Raw genomic sequence first — 16,029 nt, 5'->3', positions numbered from 1 at the left:
CTGAATGGCCTACAGACACTTAAGAGCCGCTTTATAACAAGGGCTCTAAAAAGCTGTCAAGGAAGCCCCCCAGGCAAAAACGGATTAATGCGTGCTAATTCTTTCCTTTGAATCAGACTCACGTTTTTCGTCCTTGGAAACTATCTCCGGAGCCACATCCGGCAAGGGCTCCGGCGCGTATTGCAGCGCAATTTGCAGGACCTCGTCAATCCATTTAACCGGTTTAATCTGCAGATCCTGCTTGATATTGTCAGGAATCTCCTTCAGATCGCGCACGTTCTCTTCCGGAATAATCACAATCTTGATTCCGCCGCGATGAGCCGCGAGCAGTTTTTCCTTCAGACCACCAATTGCCAGCACTTGACCACGCAGAGTGATTTCGCCGGTCATGGCGACATCGGCGCGTACCGGGATCCCGGTCAATGCCGACACCAGTGCCGTGCACATGCCCACACCAGCGCTAGGGCCGTCCTTCGGGGTCGCCCCTTCCGGCATGTGAATGTGGGTGTCGCGCTTCTCGTGGAAGTCCAGAGGAATGCCCAGGCTCTTGGCACGGCTGCGTACAACAGTCAGCGCGGCAGTGATCGATTCGACCATTACATCGCCCAGCGAACCGGTCTTGATCAATTGACCTTTACCCGGCACCACAGCCGCTTCGATGGTCAGCAGTTCGCCGCCCACCTGCGTCCACGCCAGGCCAGTCACCTGACCGATCTGGTCCTGTTGCTCAGCCAGACCGTAACGGAATTTGCGCACGCCGAGGAAATGCTCCAGCAGATCAGCTGTCACTTTTACCGAGAAGCGTTTTTCCAGCGCGTGCTCTTTGACGGCCTTGCGGCAGACCTTGGCGATCTGACGTTCGAGGCCACGCACACCGGCTTCGCGGGTGTAGTAACGGATGATGTCGCGAATCGCTTCTTCGTCGAATTCCAGCTCGCCCTTCTTCAGACCGTTGGCGGCAATCTGCTTCGGCGACAGGTACTTGACGGCGATGTTGATCTTTTCGTCTTCGGTGTAGCCCGGCAGGCGAATGACTTCCATCCGGTCCAGCAGTGCCGGCGGGATGTTCATCGAGTTCGAGGTGCACAGGAACATCACATCGGACAGGTCGTAATCGACTTCCAGATAGTGATCGTTGAAGTTGTGGTTCTGCTCCGGATCAAGCACTTCCAGCAACGCCGACGCCGGGTCGCCACGCATGTCGCTGCCCATTTTGTCGATTTCATCGAGCAGGAACAGCGGGTTGCGCACACCCACTTTTGTCATCTTTTGAATCAATCTTCCCGGCATCGAACCGATGTAGGTCCGGCGGTGACCACGAATTTCCGCCTCGTCACGCACGCCACCAAGGGCCATGCGCACGAATTTACGGTTGGTGGCGTGGGCAATCGACTCCGCCAGCGAGGTTTTACCCACGCCAGGAGGACCGACCAGGCACAACACCGGGCCACGAATCTTCTTCACGCGCTTCTGCACGGCGAGGTATTCAAGGATGCGTTCCTTGACCTCTTCAAGGCCATAGTGATCGGCGTCGAGAATGTCTTCAGCACGCGCCAGGTCGAGGCGTACCTTGCTCTGTGCCTTCCACGGCACCTGCACCAGCCAGTCGATGTAGGAGCGCACCACGGTGGCTTCAGCGGACATCGGCGACATCTGCTTGAGTTTGTTCAGCTCGGCGGTGGCCTTGGCCAGGGCATCTTTTGGCAAACCGGCAGCGTCGATGCGCTTTTTCAGCTCTTCGATTTCGTTGTGACCTTCGTCACCGTCGCCGAGCTCTTTCTGAATGGCCTTCATCTGCTCATTCAGGTAGTACTCGCGCTGGCTGCGCTCCATTTGCTTTTTGACGCGGCCGCGAATGCGTTTTTCGACTTGCAGCAGATCGATCTCGGCATCCAGCAACGCGAGCACGTGCTCGACCCGGGCCGACAGATCGATGATTTCGAGAATTTCCTGCTTCTGCTCGATTTTCAGCGCCATGTGCGCGGCCATGGTGTCGACCAGGCGGCCAGGCTCATCGATGCTGTTGAGCGATGACAGGACTTCAGCCGGGACTTTCTTGCCCAACTGCACATATTGTTCGAACTGCGACAGCAGGCTGCGCACGAACACTTCGGATTCGCGCTCGGCGGCATCGACTTCATCGATCAGCGAGACTTCGGCGCGGCAATGCCCGTCGACTTCACTGAAGCGCTCTACAGCGCCGCGCTGCTCACCTTCGACCAGAACCTTGACCGTGCCATCCGGCAGCTTCAGCAGCTGCAGCACAGTAGCAATCGTACCTACGCGATAGAGAGCGTCTTCACCGGGATCATCGTCAGCCGGGTTTCTCTGGGCCAGCAGCAGGATCTGCTTGTCGCCCGTCATCGCGGCCTCGAGGGCTTCGATGGATTTCTCGCGCCCCACGAACAGCGGGATAACCATGTGCGGATAAACCACGACATCGCGCAATGGCAGGAGAGGCAATTCGATGGTTGTCTTCATGATTTCGCCTCTACGGCGGCCATATGGCCGTAATCAGATGGAATTAAGCTTGAAACCAAGATGGGGGCTGCCTTGAAAAAAAACAAGCGCTAAGCGGATGTAAAAAACGACATAAAAAAAGAGGCCCGAAGGCCCCTTCTTTGTTCCGGCAGTGTGGACGCTTACGCGTCCGGCGCTGCCTTGGCCGTCGGCTCACTGTTTTCGTAGATATACAGTGGCTTGGACTTGCCTTCAATCACGCTTTCATCGATGACGACTTTGCTCACCTCGGACTGCGAGGGGATTTCGTACATCGTGTCGAGCAGCACACCTTCGAGAATCGAGCGCAGGCCACGAGCACCGGTTTTGCGTTCCAGGGCACGCTTGGCGACCGATTTCAGGGCGTCGGTCCGGAACTCCAGATCCACGCCTTCCATCTCGAACAGCTTGGCATACTGTTTGGTCAGAGCATTTTTCGGCTCGGTGAGGATTTGCATCAGCGCAGCCTCGTCGAGCTCGTCCAGCGTCGCAAGCACCGGCAGACGACCGACGAATTCCGGGATCAGACCGAACTTGACCAGATCGTCAGGCTCGACTTCACGCAGGGATTCACCGACTTTCTTGCCTTCTTCCTTGCTGCGTACTTCTGCGTTGAAACCGATGCCGCCCTTGGTGGAACGGTTTTGAATAACCTTTTCCAGACCGGAGAACGCACCACCACAGATGAACAGGATGTTACGGGTGTCGACCTGCAGGAATTCCTGCTGCGGATGCTTGCGGCCACCTTGCGGCGGAACGGAAGCGACCGTGCCTTCGATCAACTTGAGCAAGGCCTGCTGCACGCCTTCACCGGAAACATCGCGGGTGATCGACGGGTTGTCGGACTTGCGGGAAATCTTGTCGATTTCGTCGATGTAGACAATGCCCATCTGGGCCTTTTCCACGTCGTAATCGCACTTTTGCAGCAATTTCTGAATGATGTTCTCGACATCTTCACCTACGTAACCGGCCTCGGTGAGGGTGGTTGCGTCAGCGATGGTGAACGGAACGTTCAGCAGGCGAGCCAGTGTTTCGGCCAGCAGGGTTTTACCGGAGCCTGTCGGGCCGATCAGCAGGATGTTGCTCTTGCCGAGTTCGACGTCGTCAGCCTTCTTGTCACGCTGATTCAGGCGCTTGTAGTGGTTGTACACCGCTACGGCCAGAACCTTTTTCGCACGCTCCTGACCGATTACATACTGATCAAGGATGCCGCTGATTTCTTTAGGCGAAGGCAATTTATGCGCGCTGCTTTCGGCCTGGGCTTCCTGCACCTCCTCACGGATGATGTCATTGCACAGGTCGACGCACTCGTCGCAGATAAAGACCGAGGGGCCGGCAATCAATTTGCGTACTTCATGCTGGCTTTTGCCACAGAAGGAGCAATAGAGCAGCTTGCCGTTGTCCTCGCCGTTGCGGGTGTCAGTCATTCGTTCGATCCAAATCCGATAGGCTTGCAACACAAGATGAAGGCTATTGCGGGCTTTTTCAAGCCCGCTGGTGGTCGGACCTGCCGACCAACCTTATTTTGAGCTGCTTATTTTACGCAGGACGCTGGCTGATGACTTCGTCGATCAGGCCGTATTCCTTCGCAGCTTCTGCACTCATGAAGTTGTCGCGATTGGTGTCGCGCTCGATTTCTTCAAGGGTACGACCGCTGTGCTTGGCCATCAGCGTGTTCAGACGCTCGCGAATGAAGAGGATTTCCTTGGCATGGATTTCGATATCCGAAGCCTGACCCTGGAAACCGCCCAGTGGCTGGTGAATCATCACACGCGAGTTCGGCAGGCAGAAACGCTTGCCAGGAGCACCGGCCGTCAGCAGGAATGCACCCATGCTGCACGCCTGACCAATGCAGGTCGTCGATACGTTTGGCTTGATGAACTGCATGGTGTCGTAGATCGACATGCCCGCTGTCACCGAACCGCCCGGGGAGTTGATATAGAGATGGATGTCCTTGTCCGGGTTTTCCGCTTCAAGGAACAGCAATTGCGCACAGATCAGGTTGGCCATGTAGTCCTCTACAGGACCCACCAGAAAGATTACACGCTCCTTCAGAAGGCGCGAGTAGATGTCATAGGCGCGCTCGCCACGAGCAGATTGCTCGACAACCATCGGGACCAGGCCGCCGGCGGCCTGGATATCAGAGTTCTGCTGAATATACGAATTACGGAACATGCTCTGCAGTCACTCCCAAATAGTTATGTCTTGAATACGCATAAGCCAGCTCGAAGGCTGGCTTATGTGTGTACTTCTTAACGCAAAAACAATCAGTCGGCTTTTGGAGCTTCTACCGGCTTGACCGCTTCTTCGTAAGAGACCGATTTGTCGGTCACGCTAGCTTTCTGCAGAACAGTATCCACAACTTGTTCTTCCAGCACAACCGAACGGACTTCGTTCAGTTGCTGCTCGTTCTTGTAGTACCAGGACACAACCTGCTCAGGCTCCTGGTAAGCAGAAGCCATTTCCTGAATCATTTCGCGAACGCGGGCTTCGTCAGGCTTCAGGTCGAATTGCTTGACCACTTCAGCCACGATCAGACCCAGCACTACGCGGCGCTTGGCTTGCTCTTCGAACAGCTCGGCCGGCAGTTGGTCAGGCTTGATGTTGCCACCGAACTGCTGAACAGCCTGCACGCGCAGACGGTCAACTTCGTTGGACAGCAGAGCCTTAGGCACTTCGATCGGGTTGGTGGCCAGCAGACCGTCCATAACCTGATTTTTTACCTTGGACTTGATGGCCTGACGCAGCTCACGCTCCATGTTCTTGCGAACTTCGGTGCGGAAGCCTTCCAGACCGGTTTCCTTGATGCCGAATTGAGCGAAGAACTCTTCGTTCAGCTCTGGCAGCTTTGGCTCGGAAACGGTGTTTACAGTCACGGTGAACTCGGCGGTTTTGCCAGCCAGGTCCAGGTTCTGATAGTCCTCTGGGAAGGTCAGGTTCAGAACGCGCTCTTCGCCCGCTTTAGCGCCCACCAGGCCTTCTTCGAAGCCCGGGATCATGCGACCCGAACCCAGCACCAGCTGAGTACCTTTGGCCGAGCCGCCAGCGAATGCTTCGCCGTCAACCTTGCCAACGAAATCGATGTTCAGCTGGTCTTCGTTCTGAGCGGCACGATCGGCCACTTCGAAACGGGTGTTCTGCTTGCGCAGGATGTCCAGCATCTTGTCCAGATCAGCGTCAGCCACTTCAGCGCTCAGGCGCTCGACAGTGATGCCGTCGAAACCGGCAACGGTGAACTCAGGGAACACTTCGAATACGGCAACGTATTCCAGGTCCTTGCCAGCTTCCAGCGACTTAGGCTCGATCGAAGGCGAACCGGCAGGGTTCAGCTTCTGCTCAACCACAGCTTCGTAGAAGGAGGACTGGATGACATCACCAACAGCTTCCTGACGAGCGTCAGCACCGAAACGGCGCTTGATTTCGCTCATTGGCACTTTGCCTGGACGGAAGCCAGCAATTTTGGCCTTTTGGGCAGTCTGCTGCAGACGCTTGTTGACCTGGCTCTCAATGCGCTCAGCCGGCACGGTGACGCTCATGCGGCGCTCAAGAGCAGTAGTATTTTCAACAGAAACTTGCATGGATATTCCTCGTTGCACAGACGTTAGCCGGCCGTTTCCGACCCCAGAATCAAGGGCATGCATTCTAGTGGGTCAAACTCAAGAAGTCACCCTACTGAAAACGGGTAAAAAAACAGCAGGCCATTTATAGGTGTGAATGCATCAATGCACTCCACCCCGAAGATGAATAAAGACCATCACGCCAGGGCTCTGCTTCAACCGCTTCTATATATAGAAGAGACCGCGAGCCATCTCCCTGACGGCCGATCCTGCGAACATGGCCGGTGGTCGGCACGCTGGCCGCAAGCCCATGAACACGACGAAACGCCTTGCCCTTCGAGCCGAAACCCAGCGCAACAAACCACAAGCCGTAAAACAAAAAAGGCGCCAGACTGTTAAATCTGGCGCCTTTCGAAATATGGGGTGGACGATGGGGATCGAACCCACGACAACGGGAGTCACAATCCCGTGCTCTACCAACTGAGCTACGCCCACCATATCGCGTCACAAAAAAGCCATTCAACTTCTTTGCTGAACTTCATCAGGCCTGCGGCATGAATGAAGCTTTAATTGGTGCGGATGAAGAGACTCGAACTCTTACGCCTCGCGGCGCTGGAACCTAAATCCAGTGTGTCTACCAATTCCACCACATCCGCAGATGAAGCTTTTTAAAGCAAAGGCGCCAGACTGTTACATCTGGCGCCTTTCGAAATATGGGGTGGACGATGGGGATCGAACCCACGACAACGGGAGTCACAATCCCGTGCTCTACCAACTGAGCTACGCCCACCATATCGCGTTACTTGTGCCAAAGCTGCCTAATGGCGCACCCGGCAGGACTCGAACCTGCGACCATCCGCTTAGAAGGCGGATGCTCTATCCAGCTGAGCTACGGGCGCCTTGTTAATCTGTACCCTTGGAGGACTACAAACTAAGTGCTTTCCAGCTTCGCAGAACCGTAATTCCGCTCGACCTTCTTAACCAGTGCTAGGCTGTGCCCGACAAGTGCGACGAATAGTATAGAGCGACCTTTAGGTCGTCAAATCTTTTTTGAAAAAAATTCATTTAATTAAAGGAGTTAGGGGAATTTGCTGACCAAGCGCCTTTGCCCTCACCGCCTGACATGCGAGAATGCGTTCTCTTTTTTTCCCCTCTCGATGGTTAATCACGCGCAATGACTGCACAACTAATCGACGGCAAATCGATCGCCGCCAGCCTGCGCCAGCAGATCGCCCAACGAGTTGCCGAGCGTCGCCAGCAAGGCCTGCGCACTCCCGGCCTCGCGGTGATCCTGGTCGGCAGCGATCCTGCCTCTCAGGTTTATGTCTCGCACAAGCGTAAAGACTGTGAAGAGGTCGGCTTCCTCTCTCAAGCCTACGACCTGCCTTCCGAAACCACTCAAGAAGCACTGACCGATCTGATCGATCGCCTCAACGACGACCCGGCCATCGACGGCGTATTGCTGCAATTGCCGCTGCCGGAGCACCTGGATGCCTCCAAACTGCTGGAGCGCATCCGCCCGGACAAGGACGTCGATGGTTTCCATCCTTATAACGTCGGCCGCCTGGCCCAGCGCATTCCGCTGCTGCGCCCGTGCACTCCGAAAGGCATCATGACCTTGCTGGAAAGCACCGGCGTTGACCTTTATGGTCTGGATGCGGTGGTGGTTGGCGCGTCCAACATCGTCGGTCGCCCGATGGCGATGGAACTGCTGCTGGCCGGCTGCACCGTGACCGTCACGCACCGCTTCACCAAGGATCTGGCCGGCCACGTTGGTCGTGCCGATCTGGTAGTGGTAGCCGCCGGCAAGCCAGGTCTGGTCAAGGGCGAGTGGATCAAGGAAGGCGCGATCGTGATCGACGTCGGCATCAACCGTCAGGACGACGGCAAGCTGGTCGGTGACGTGGTGTACGAAACCGCCCTGCCCCGCGCCGGCTGGATCACTCCGGTACCGGGCGGCGTTGGCCCGATGACCCGTGCCTGCCTGCTGGAAAACACCCTCTACGCGGCAGAAACCCTGCACGCCTGAGACGTTTTTTCGCAATAAAAGAACCCCGCCCTGTGCGGGGTTTTTTGTTCCTGAGAAAAAACTCTAACCGTTCGACGGAAACCCCTCTTTTCACAGGCCTTTTCACGAGATTTTCAGGTCATTCAAACAACCATCGACAGTTCTTCAGCCATACTCCTAAAATGCGCCGTTTCTAAGAAATAACCCGTTACAAAATAACGGAATATCCAACCTTTATGAGTTCGCCCGCGTGAAAATTCGTCTTTCGATCCTGAGCCTGTTTTTCGCTTTTTCAGGCACATTCGTCACGCCAACCGTCAACGCCGCTGAAACCACCGCCGCGCCGCGCGACGCTTCGCAACTGAAGATCGCCTCCGGCAGCGCCCTGCTTATGGATTTGCAGACCAATAAAGTCATCTATTCGAGCAACCCGGATGTGATCGTGCCGATCGCTTCGGTGAGCAAGTTGATGACTGGCCTGGTAGTGGTCGAGGCGCACCAGAACATGGACGAATGGATCGACGTCGACATCAGCCACACGCCGGAAATGAAAGGCGTGTTCTCCCGAGTCAAACTCAAGAGCGAACTGCCGCGTCGCGAGATGTTGCTGATTGCCCTGATGTCCTCGGAAAACCGCGCAGCCGCCAGCCTCGCCCACCATTATCCGGGTGGCTATGCCGCGTTCATCGCGGCAATGAATGCCAAGGCCAAAGCGCTGGGCATGACCAACACTCACTATGTCGAGCCGACCGGTTTGTCGGAACGCAACGTTTCCACCGCCCGCGACCTGAGCAAATTGTTGGTGGCCGCGAGCAAGCATCCGATCCTCAGCGAGTTGACCACCACCAAGGAAAAAACCGTGTCGTTCCGCAAACCCAATTACACGCTGGGTTTTCGCAACACCGACCATCTGGTGAACAAGGCCGACTGGGACATCAAGATCACCAAAACCGGCTTTACCAACCCGGCGGGCCATTGCCTGGTGCTGGTGACGCGGATGAGCAACCGTCCGGTCGCTCTGGTGATTCTCGATGCGTTCGGCAAGTACACCCACTTCGCCGACGCAAGCCGTATCCGCAGCTGGATGGAAACCGGCAGGAGTACCAACGTGCCGGCGGTGGCGCAACAATACAAGGCGGAGAAAAACCTCAAGGGTCGCCAGAGCGGCGTGGTCGAAGCCTCCAAGTAAAACGACGCACTCAACTGTGGCGAGGGAGCTTGCTCCCGCTGGGGCGCGTAGCGGACCTTCTTTTTTAACAAGAAAAGGCCTGCTGCGCAGTCCAGCGGGATCAAGCTCCCTCGCCACAGAGGTATTCAGCCAGCTGTTGAATACCCGTTATTCAATCATTGGGTAACGGCATTTTGTCGTCGTCCGGAATGCCGTCACCAGCGCTCGGATCTGGTGTCATCACATTAGGCCGCGCCAGCGGATCACGCAGCGGGCTGTCCGGGTCCAGCACGGGGTCCAGCTCTTCCTCGGGCGTAGTCGGCACACTGTCCGGATGTTTATCGTCGAAACTGGAATCGGTACTCATACGCACCTCACTTCAAGGTTTCAGATCGGCTAACGGGTCATAGGGTTTGGCCGGGCGCTTGCTGTCTTCGCCGGACTCCACGTCCTTCGGCGCCTTCGCGGGGCCAACCGGATCGACCTGCGGATCGTCGAGGTCCGGCGAGTCCGGGTCGAAGCCCAGTTCGTGACCAGAGGAATGCTCGCTCGAGTGCGGGCCTTTAGGGGATGGGGAATCTGCCATGCTCGCCTCCTGAATCACCCGCCAATTCGGGCTCTATCATTAAGAGGCGTGCCGGGCGTGAGGGTGCCCGGCAGATGACGAACGGAAGTTTAATGTGCTGCCAGCGCCTTTTTAGCTTGCGCAGCTTCACGTTCCTGCCCTGCCTGCGCCAGCTCGTCCGCAGCCTTGAGCCAGCGTTGACGGTCGACTTCGGCGGGAATCTGCGACGGTTTCTGGATCAGCACCGCCCAGCCGCCCGACTTCTCGAACGCCGACTCAAAGGAACTGAAACTCATCAATTCGCGATGGTTCATGCCGGCGCGCAACAATACTTTCTGCTTGCGTCGGTCGTAACCGGAGAGGATTGCGTAACGCGGTTCAGCCCAGAAGGCCGAACCCTCGCTGAATCGCACCATCACCGGATAGCCGGCCGCGACCTGGGTCAGCAAGGCTGGCAGGTTGCTGTCCAGCGGGTACACGACCATCCCGTATTCACGCGCGAGGCTCTGCAGGTTCTGTTGCAACTTGTCTTCGGCGCCCGGCAGATGCAGCGGCTTTTCCAGCAAACCCGGGGTGATCACGATGCCCTGCTGCGACAACAGGCTCGCCAACACCTGCGGCCCGCTCTGATTAGCCTCGCCGCGATAAAACGTACCACTGAGCTCGACCCGCTCCGGCAAGCGCTTGACCTGCGGCGCCACACTGCCCGCACACCCTGCCAACACCGCCGCGCAACCGGCTACCAGCAATGCCGCACGAATTCGAGAAAATACCTGGCCCATCATCGCTCTCTGTTCAGACGCCGGTCATCTTGTTCCGGCAAAGCCCCGATCATAGGTCGACACAGGTCAGCGGTATAGCCTTAAACGGCAGATGCAGTGCTTACATAGAGCAAAGTGATTGGTCACCACCGACCTTTGGTCAATAGCTTGAAACACGCCAATGACTAGACTGTCAGTGAAAAAGACTGAAATGAAAAAAGTGGGTGCCCGATGCAGGGCAAAGAGGAGGCACTGATGAGCCTGACCATGACTATCGTAATGCTGATTGCCGGCTGGCTGGCTGTGGCCACCGCCATGTTGTGGGGCGTGCTGCGCATCGCCCGGCGCCACCATCATCCGCTGCCGCCTGTGGCGGTCGAGAAACCGCAAAAGCACAACGCACGCCACGCGACCGCGCACTGAAAGCCCAAAACCTTCCTCCATAAAAAAGCCCCCTGAACTCAAACGGTTCAGGGGGCTTTTGGCTGGTCAGCGATTACGCCTGCTCAGCCAGTTTCCTCTGCTTCGCCCGGCGCGACATCATGTTCAGCACTTCAATCGCTGCCGAGAACGCCATCGCCGCATACACATAACCTTTCGGTACGTGGGCGCCGAAGCCTTCGGCAATCAGCGTCATGCCGATCATGATCAGGAAGCCCAGCGCCAGCATCACCACCGTCGGGTTGTCGTTGATGAACTTGGCCAGCGGCTCAGCCGCAAACAGCATCACCATCACCGACACCACCACCGCGATTACCATGATCGGCAGGTGTTCAGTCATGCCCACCGCGGTAATGATGCTGTCGATCGAGAACACCATGTCCAGCATCAGGATCTGACCGATCGCGGCAGCGAAGCCCAGAGTCACAGTCGATGTCGCGGTTTTCGGGTCTTCCGGCGCCGGGTCCATGCTGTGATGGATCTCGGTCGTGGCTTTCCACACCAGGAACAGACCACCGGCAATCAGGATCATGTCCTTCCAGGAGAACGCCTGACCCATGATTTCGAGCACAGGGGCGGTCAACTGCACGATGAAGGCGATGGTGCTCAACAGGGCCAGACGCAGGATTAGCGCCATGCCGATACCGATTCGACGCGCCTTCTGCCGATGTTGCACGGGCAGTTTGTTGGTCAGGATCGAAATAAAGATCAGGTTATCGATGCCGAGCACGATCTCCATCACCACCAGTGTGGCCAAAGCAACCCAGGCGGCGGGGCTGGCGGCGAGTTCTAACAGATATTCCATGGGTCAGTCCTGACTCTTCGTATGACGGTTTAGATGTTCTTGGAGGACGATTCGGATTTTTCCGCATCTTTTTCCGGTGCTTCTTTGTTCTCGATCAGGCCGCCGGTGGCGTCACTGAGCGCCTGTTCAGCAGCTTTGTGCGTATCGTCGATTGCCTGTTTGGCGCTTTCGGCAGCCTTGCCCATCAATTGCTGGGCGCTTTTCTCGGCCTGATCGCAACCGGCCATAAGCAGTAAAGACGTAAACATCAATGCAGGGATTGTGTATTTCATGAGGCTTTCCTTCGAATGAACAGACAGGGTCACAGACCGCCCGTCGATGGCTGGGCATTCTAGGGAGACAAACACTTCAGGAAAATTCGTATTTTTATCGGCTATACTTCGGCTTTAACGAACTATGACAATTAGTGTAGGAGCTGCCGAAGGCTGCGATCTTTTGATCTTGCTTGAAAAAATCAAAGATCGCAGCCTGCGGCAGCTCCGACAAAGGGGGACGCGGCGGATGCTGAATTACCGACAACTGCATTACTTCTGGGTGGTCGCCAAGACCGGCAGCATCGTGCGTGCCTGCGAGCAACTCAACCTGACGCCGCAAACCATCAGTGGGCAGATCTCGCTGCTCGAACAAACCTACGGCATTGAACTGTTTCAACGGGTCGGCCGGCAGCTTGAGCTGACTGAGGCCGGACGTCAGGCCCTGCCCTACGCCGAGCAGATGTTCCAGCTGGGCGGCGAGCTGGAATTGATGCTGCGCGCCCAGCCCAATGAACAGCAGATCCTGTTTCGCGTCGGCGTGGCGGATGTGGTGCCCAAATCCATCGTCTATCGACTGATCGCACCGACCATGGAGCTGAACGAGCCGCTGCGCATCACCTGCCGCGAGGACAAACTCGAACGTCTGCTGGCGGATCTGGCGATCCAGCGTCTGGACCTGGTGATTTCCGACAGCCCGATGCCGTCGCACCTCGACATCAAGGGCTACAGCCAGAAGCTTGGCGAATGCGGGATCAGTTTCTTCGCCACCGCAGAACTTGCGGCGCAATACGGGGAGGATTTTCCGCGCAACCTCAACGGCGCACCGCTGTTGATTCCCGGGGCGGAAACCGTGGTGCGCAGCCGTTTGCAGCGCTGGTTCGCCGAGCAGCAGATCCAGCCGCGAATCGTCGGGGAGTTCGATGACAGCGCCCTGATGCAGGCCTTCGGCCAATCGGGCAGCGGGATTTTCATCGGTCCGAGCGTGATTGCCGATGAAGTCAGACGCCAGTACGGCGTCGAAGTGATTGGCCAGACCGACGCGGTGACTGAGTCGTTCTATGCCATTTCGGTGGAGCGCAAGGTCAAGCACCCCGGCATCGTTGCGATTACCGAAGGTGCCCGACGCGAGCTGTTTACGGCGTTATGAAGCCTGCGCGCACTCTTCGCGCGGCTTGAGCGTCATCAGCACCATGGCGAGGAACACCGACAACAGAATGAATCCGGCAGCGGCGAACCCCAGAAAGCCGAGGCCGGCACTGTCGATCACCCGACCGCCGATCATCGCGCCCAGGCCGATCCCGAGATTGGCCCCGGCGATATTCAACGAAGCGGCAAACGCCGGTGCCTGCGGCGCGGCTTTCATCAGACGCACATGGCTGACCAGGAACAGCGCAGCCTGAGTGATGCCCCAGATGCCCATGGCCACCGCCAGTCCCACCGTCGAATGAATGTTCGGCACCAGCGACACCATGCCGGCAATCATGAACGCGCAGAACAGCACCGAAGCGCCCAGCGGATGTCGATCCACGGCGCGGCCGCCCAGCGAGTTGCCGATCAGCCCGACCGCACCGAAGCCCATCAGGCACCAGCCAACCACCGTGCCGTTGAAACCGGCCAGCCGTTCGAGAATGTCGGCCAGATAGGTGTAGGCCGTGAACATGCCGCTGAACACCAGAATCGACAACACAACATGGCCGATCATCAGCGGGTTGCGCAGGATCTTGAACTGCGAGGCGAAGCTGACCTGATGCTGGTGCAGGCTGGTTTTCGGCAGGTACACAAACAGCAACAAGGCCTTGGCGAAAGCGATGACCGCCAGAATCGCGAACGCGCTGCGCCAGCCGAATGCATCGGAAATCAACGTGCCCACCGGAATACCGAACACCGTCGCGCAAACAATGCCGAAGCCGATCTTGGCAATCGCACGGCCAGCGTAATCCGGGCCGACGATGTCCACCGCCGTCTCACTGGCCAAGGCCCAGAACACCGGCAGACCGAGCGCCGGGATCAACCGGGCGATCGCCATGACCCAGATGTTCGGCGCCAGCGCCGCCACCGTGTTGGCCAGGCCGAACATGATCAGAATGGTGATGAACAGCTTGCGCCGCTCGAAGCGGGCGAAATACGCGGTCAAGAATGGACCGAACATCGCCACGGTGAAAGCGAATAAAGTCACCAGCAGACCGGCCTGCGGAATGGTCACCGCCAGGTCTCGGGCGATTGCCGGCAACAGGCCGACGATGACGAATTCCGTGGTCAGCACCGTGAAGCCGGCGGCGGACAACAGAAGAATGGGCAACAGCATGAGCAACTCCAGCAAAACGACGACACCAGCGATGACCGAGAGGCCCGCTGGCAGACTATGAAAATGAGGATGGCGAATCTTAACAGAGTGTTTCCGGGCTGACTTGCACAAACCTGCCGACTTGCCGATCAATCCGGTGGCAGATCGTCACAGGCCTGAAGGATAACGCCTGCCCTGTGATAAAGTCCGCGCCCCGAAAAACGTACACCCTGATCAACGACCAGTTTAATGGCGTTGATATCGCGTCAGCCCTTTCGTTTCGTGCCGGTGACCTGCCCCCGATGTATCACCGGTTTCACGCAACCCTGAACCGTATAAAAACAGAGATGCCGTTATGACTGCTTCATCCCCTTCTCTCCTGCAACGCCTGAAAAACCTCAGCCTGGTCACACAGATCCTGATCGGCCTGATTGCCGGTATTGCCTTGGCGCTGTTCGCTCCGGAAGCGGCGAAAGGCTCGGCGTTCATCGGCAAAGTGTTTGTCTCGGCGCTGAAAGCCGTGGCGCCGATTCTGGTGTTCGTGCTGGTGATGGCGTCGATTGCCAATCACAAGCACGGTCAGGAAACGCACATTCGACCGATCCTGTTCCTGTACCTGCTCGGCACCTTCGCCGCAGCCGTAGTCGCGGTTGTCGCCAGCATGGCATTCCCCTCGCATCTGGTGCTGTCCACCGACAACGTGTCAGTCACCGCGCCGGGCGGCATCGCCGAGGTGCTGCAAAGTCTGCTTTTGAGCGTGGTCGACAATCCGGTCAGCGCCCTGATGAATGCCAACTTCATCGGCATTCTGGCCTGGGCGATCGGCATGGGCGTTGCCATTCGCCACGCCGGTGACACCACCCGCGAAGTGCTCGGCGACCTGTCCAACGGCGTGACGCTGATCGTGCGCGTAGTGATTCGTTTCGCGCCGCTGGGCATTTTCGGTCTGGTGGCCTCGACCCTCGCGACCTCGGGCTTCGGCGCGCTGATCGGTTACGCGCACCTGCTGGCCGTACTGCTGGGCTGCATGCTGTTCGTCGCGCTGGTGATGAACCCGCTGATCGTGTTCTGGAAACTGCGTCGCAACCCGTACCCGCTGACCCTCAAGTGCCTGCGCGAAAGCGGCATCACCGCCTTCTTCACCCGTAGCTCGGCGGCGAATATTCCGGTCAATCTGGAACTGAGCAAGCGTCTGGGCCTGCATGAAGACACCTACTCGGTATCGATCCCGCTGGGCGCGACCATCAACATGGCCGGCGCGGCGATCACCATTACCGTGCTGACCCTGGCGGCGGTGCACACGCTGGGCATTGCCGTGGACATCCCGACCGCGATCCTGCTCAGCGTCGTCGCGGCGATCTGTGCCTGTGGCGCCTCAGGCGTGGCCGGCGGTTCGCTGCTGCTGATTCCGCTGGCGTGCAGCCTGTTCGGCATTCCGAGCGAGATTGCCATGCAGGTGGTGGCGGTGGGCTTCATCATTGGCGTGTTGCAGGATTCGGCGGAGACTGCGCTGAATTCGTCCACCGATGTGCTATTTACGGCGGCGGCTTGCCTGGGTGAAGAAGCGAAAGCCCAACGCACCGCATAACCCCTGTAGGAGTGAGCCTGCTCGCGATAGCGGTGTGTCAGTCACATCGTCTCGGTATGACACACCGCTATCGCGAGCAGGCTCACTCCTACAAAAAAC

The 16,029-nt window shown here is 57.6% G+C and carries 15 protein-coding genes and 4 tRNA genes; 5 read left to right on the top strand and 14 right to left on the bottom strand.

Annotation, left to right across the window (positions count from 1 at the left end; translation table 11 throughout):
• Positions 1-84: 84 nt before the first annotated feature.
• From lon to NTD85_RS04940, 8 genes are all read right to left on the bottom strand, one after another.
• Positions 85-2,481 (bottom strand): endopeptidase La, encoded by a 2,397-nt coding sequence (gene lon, locus NTD85_RS04975; protein ID WP_003223634.1) that lies wholly within the window; start codon positions 2,479-2,481, stop codon positions 85-87.
• A 161-nt stretch (positions 2,482-2,642) separates the two neighbouring features.
• A complete protein-coding gene (gene clpX, locus NTD85_RS04970) occupies positions 2,643-3,926 on the bottom strand; it encodes an ATP-dependent Clp protease ATP-binding subunit ClpX (protein WP_003223632.1) in 1,284 nt (427 codons plus the stop codon).
• A gap of 112 nt (positions 3,927-4,038) precedes the next feature.
• The gene (gene clpP / locus NTD85_RS04965; protein ID WP_003223631.1) at positions 4,039-4,674 is read right to left on the bottom strand and encodes an ATP-dependent Clp endopeptidase proteolytic subunit ClpP; all 636 of its coding nucleotides are present in this window, start codon (positions 4,672-4,674) and stop codon (positions 4,039-4,041) included.
• A gap of 92 nt (positions 4,675-4,766) precedes the next feature.
• Complete coding sequence (gene tig, locus NTD85_RS04960) at positions 4,767-6,077, bottom strand: trigger factor (protein WP_003223629.1); 1,311 nt, start codon at positions 6,075-6,077, stop codon at positions 4,767-4,769.
• 398 nt (positions 6,078-6,475) lie between these two features.
• Positions 6,476-6,551: transfer RNA gene (locus tag NTD85_RS04955), tRNA-His, on the bottom strand.
• Positions 6,552-6,627: 76 nt separating this feature from the next.
• Positions 6,628-6,712: transfer RNA gene (locus NTD85_RS04950), tRNA-Leu, on the bottom strand.
• A gap of 58 nt (positions 6,713-6,770) precedes the next feature.
• Positions 6,771-6,846: transfer RNA gene (locus NTD85_RS04945), tRNA-His, on the bottom strand.
• Between the two features lie 32 nt (positions 6,847-6,878).
• Positions 6,879-6,955, bottom strand: a tRNA-Arg gene (locus NTD85_RS04940).
• 275 nt (positions 6,956-7,230) lie between these two features.
• Between NTD85_RS04940 and folD the strand changes: the two genes are divergently transcribed.
• The gene (gene folD, locus NTD85_RS04935) at positions 7,231-8,085 is read left to right on the top strand and encodes a bifunctional methylenetetrahydrofolate dehydrogenase/methenyltetrahydrofolate cyclohydrolase FolD (protein ID WP_003223627.1); all 855 of its coding nucleotides are present in this window, start codon (positions 7,231-7,233) and stop codon (positions 8,083-8,085) included.
• A 229-nt stretch (positions 8,086-8,314) separates the two neighbouring features.
• Positions 8,315-9,253 (top strand): D-alanyl-D-alanine endopeptidase, encoded by a 939-nt coding sequence (pbpG, locus tag NTD85_RS04930; RefSeq protein ID WP_003223625.1) that lies wholly within the window; start codon positions 8,315-8,317, stop codon positions 9,251-9,253.
• A 151-nt stretch (positions 9,254-9,404) separates the two neighbouring features.
• On the opposite strand, the gene NTD85_RS04925 is transcribed toward pbpG, so the two are convergent.
• The 3 genes from NTD85_RS04925 to NTD85_RS04915 form a co-directional block, all read right to left on the bottom strand.
• Entirely contained in the window at positions 9,405-9,599 is a 195-nt protein-coding gene (locus NTD85_RS04925; protein WP_003223623.1) for a hypothetical protein, read from the bottom strand.
• A 12-nt stretch (positions 9,600-9,611) separates the two neighbouring features.
• Positions 9,612-9,818, bottom strand: a complete 207-nt coding sequence (locus NTD85_RS04920; RefSeq protein ID WP_201138179.1) for a DUF6021 family protein — start codon at positions 9,816-9,818, stop codon at positions 9,612-9,614.
• A gap of 89 nt (positions 9,819-9,907) precedes the next feature.
• Complete coding sequence (locus NTD85_RS04915; protein ID WP_201138180.1) at positions 9,908-10,579, bottom strand: peptidase C39 family protein; 672 nt, start codon at positions 10,577-10,579, stop codon at positions 9,908-9,910.
• A gap of 246 nt (positions 10,580-10,825) precedes the next feature.
• Between NTD85_RS04915 and NTD85_RS04910 the strand changes: the two genes are divergently transcribed.
• Entirely contained in the window at positions 10,826-10,981 is a 156-nt protein-coding gene (locus tag NTD85_RS04910) for a hypothetical protein (protein WP_410017530.1), read from the top strand.
• A gap of 73 nt (positions 10,982-11,054) precedes the next feature.
• Here NTD85_RS04910 and NTD85_RS04905 read toward each other — a convergent pair whose 3' ends face one another.
• Entirely contained in the window at positions 11,055-11,804 is a 750-nt protein-coding gene (locus NTD85_RS04905) for a TerC family protein (protein ID WP_103484112.1), read from the bottom strand.
• A 29-nt stretch (positions 11,805-11,833) separates the two neighbouring features.
• Entirely contained in the window at positions 11,834-12,076 is a 243-nt protein-coding gene (locus NTD85_RS04900; RefSeq protein WP_003223614.1) for a hypothetical protein, read from the bottom strand.
• Between the two features lie 229 nt (positions 12,077-12,305).
• On the opposite strand from NTD85_RS04900, the gene nhaR reads away from it, so the two are divergent.
• A complete protein-coding gene (gene nhaR, locus NTD85_RS04895) occupies positions 12,306-13,205 on the top strand; it encodes a transcriptional activator NhaR (protein WP_045122374.1) in 900 nt (299 codons plus the stop codon).
• On the opposite strand, the gene NTD85_RS04890 is transcribed toward nhaR, so the two are convergent.
• Positions 13,200-14,363: an MFS transporter gene (locus NTD85_RS04890; RefSeq protein ID WP_003223612.1), complete on the bottom strand. Its 1,164-nt coding sequence runs from the start codon at positions 14,361-14,363 to the stop codon at positions 13,200-13,202. The genes nhaR and NTD85_RS04890 overlap by 6 nt on opposite strands.
• Before the next feature lie 334 nt (positions 14,364-14,697).
• Here NTD85_RS04890 and sstT point away from each other — a divergent pair, with 334 nt between their 5' ends.
• Positions 14,698-15,930 (top strand): serine/threonine transporter SstT, encoded by a 1,233-nt coding sequence (gene sstT / locus NTD85_RS04885; protein ID WP_003223611.1) that lies wholly within the window; start codon positions 14,698-14,700, stop codon positions 15,928-15,930.
• Positions 15,931-16,029 lie beyond the last annotated feature (99 nt).

Source organism: Pseudomonas sp. 13B_3.2_Bac1 (assembly GCF_025466205.1).
Taxonomy (GTDB): Bacteria; Pseudomonadota; Gammaproteobacteria; order Pseudomonadales; family Pseudomonadaceae; genus Aquipseudomonas; species Aquipseudomonas fluorescens_H.
The sequence above is the reverse complement of the archived record's forward strand: the minus strand, read 5'-3'. Positions and strand labels throughout refer to the sequence as shown.

Bases quoted from the DNA above. Each gene is read 5' to 3' on its own strand.
- nhaR (WP_045122374.1), top strand. From the start codon at position 12,306: ATGCTGAATTACCGACAACTGCATTACTTCTGGGTGGTCGCCAAGACC.
- NTD85_RS04905 (WP_103484112.1), bottom strand. From the start codon at position 11,804: ATGGAATATCTGTTAGAACTCGCCGCCAGCCCCGCCGCCTGGGTTGCT.
- folD (WP_003223627.1), top strand. From the start codon at position 7,231: ATGACTGCACAACTAATCGACGGCAAATCGATCGCCGCCAGCCTGCGC.
- sstT (WP_003223611.1), top strand. From the start codon at position 14,698: ATGACTGCTTCATCCCCTTCTCTCCTGCAACGCCTGAAAAACCTCAGC.
- clpP (WP_003223631.1), bottom strand. From the start codon at position 4,674: ATGTTCCGTAATTCGTATATTCAGCAGAACTCTGATATCCAGGCCGCC.
- clpX (WP_003223632.1), bottom strand. From the start codon at position 3,926: ATGACTGACACCCGCAACGGCGAGGACAACGGCAAGCTGCTCTATTGC.
- NTD85_RS04920 (WP_201138179.1), bottom strand. From the start codon at position 9,818: ATGGCAGATTCCCCATCCCCTAAAGGCCCGCACTCGAGCGAGCATTCC.
- NTD85_RS04910 (WP_410017530.1), top strand. From the start codon at position 10,826: ATGACTATCGTAATGCTGATTGCCGGCTGGCTGGCTGTGGCCACCGCC.
- lon (WP_003223634.1), bottom strand. From the start codon at position 2,481: ATGAAGACAACCATCGAATTGCCTCTCCTGCCATTGCGCGATGTCGTG.
- tig (WP_003223629.1), bottom strand. From the start codon at position 6,077: ATGCAAGTTTCTGTTGAAAATACTACTGCTCTTGAGCGCCGCATGAGC.
- NTD85_RS04890 (WP_003223612.1), bottom strand. From the start codon at position 14,363: ATGCTGTTGCCCATTCTTCTGTTGTCCGCCGCCGGCTTCACGGTGCTG.
- NTD85_RS04915 (WP_201138180.1), bottom strand. From the start codon at position 10,579: ATGGGCCAGGTATTTTCTCGAATTCGTGCGGCATTGCTGGTAGCCGGT.
- NTD85_RS04925 (WP_003223623.1), bottom strand. From the start codon at position 9,599: ATGAGTACCGATTCCAGTTTCGACGATAAACATCCGGACAGTGTGCCG.
- NTD85_RS04900 (WP_003223614.1), bottom strand. From the start codon at position 12,076: ATGAAATACACAATCCCTGCATTGATGTTTACGTCTTTACTGCTTATG.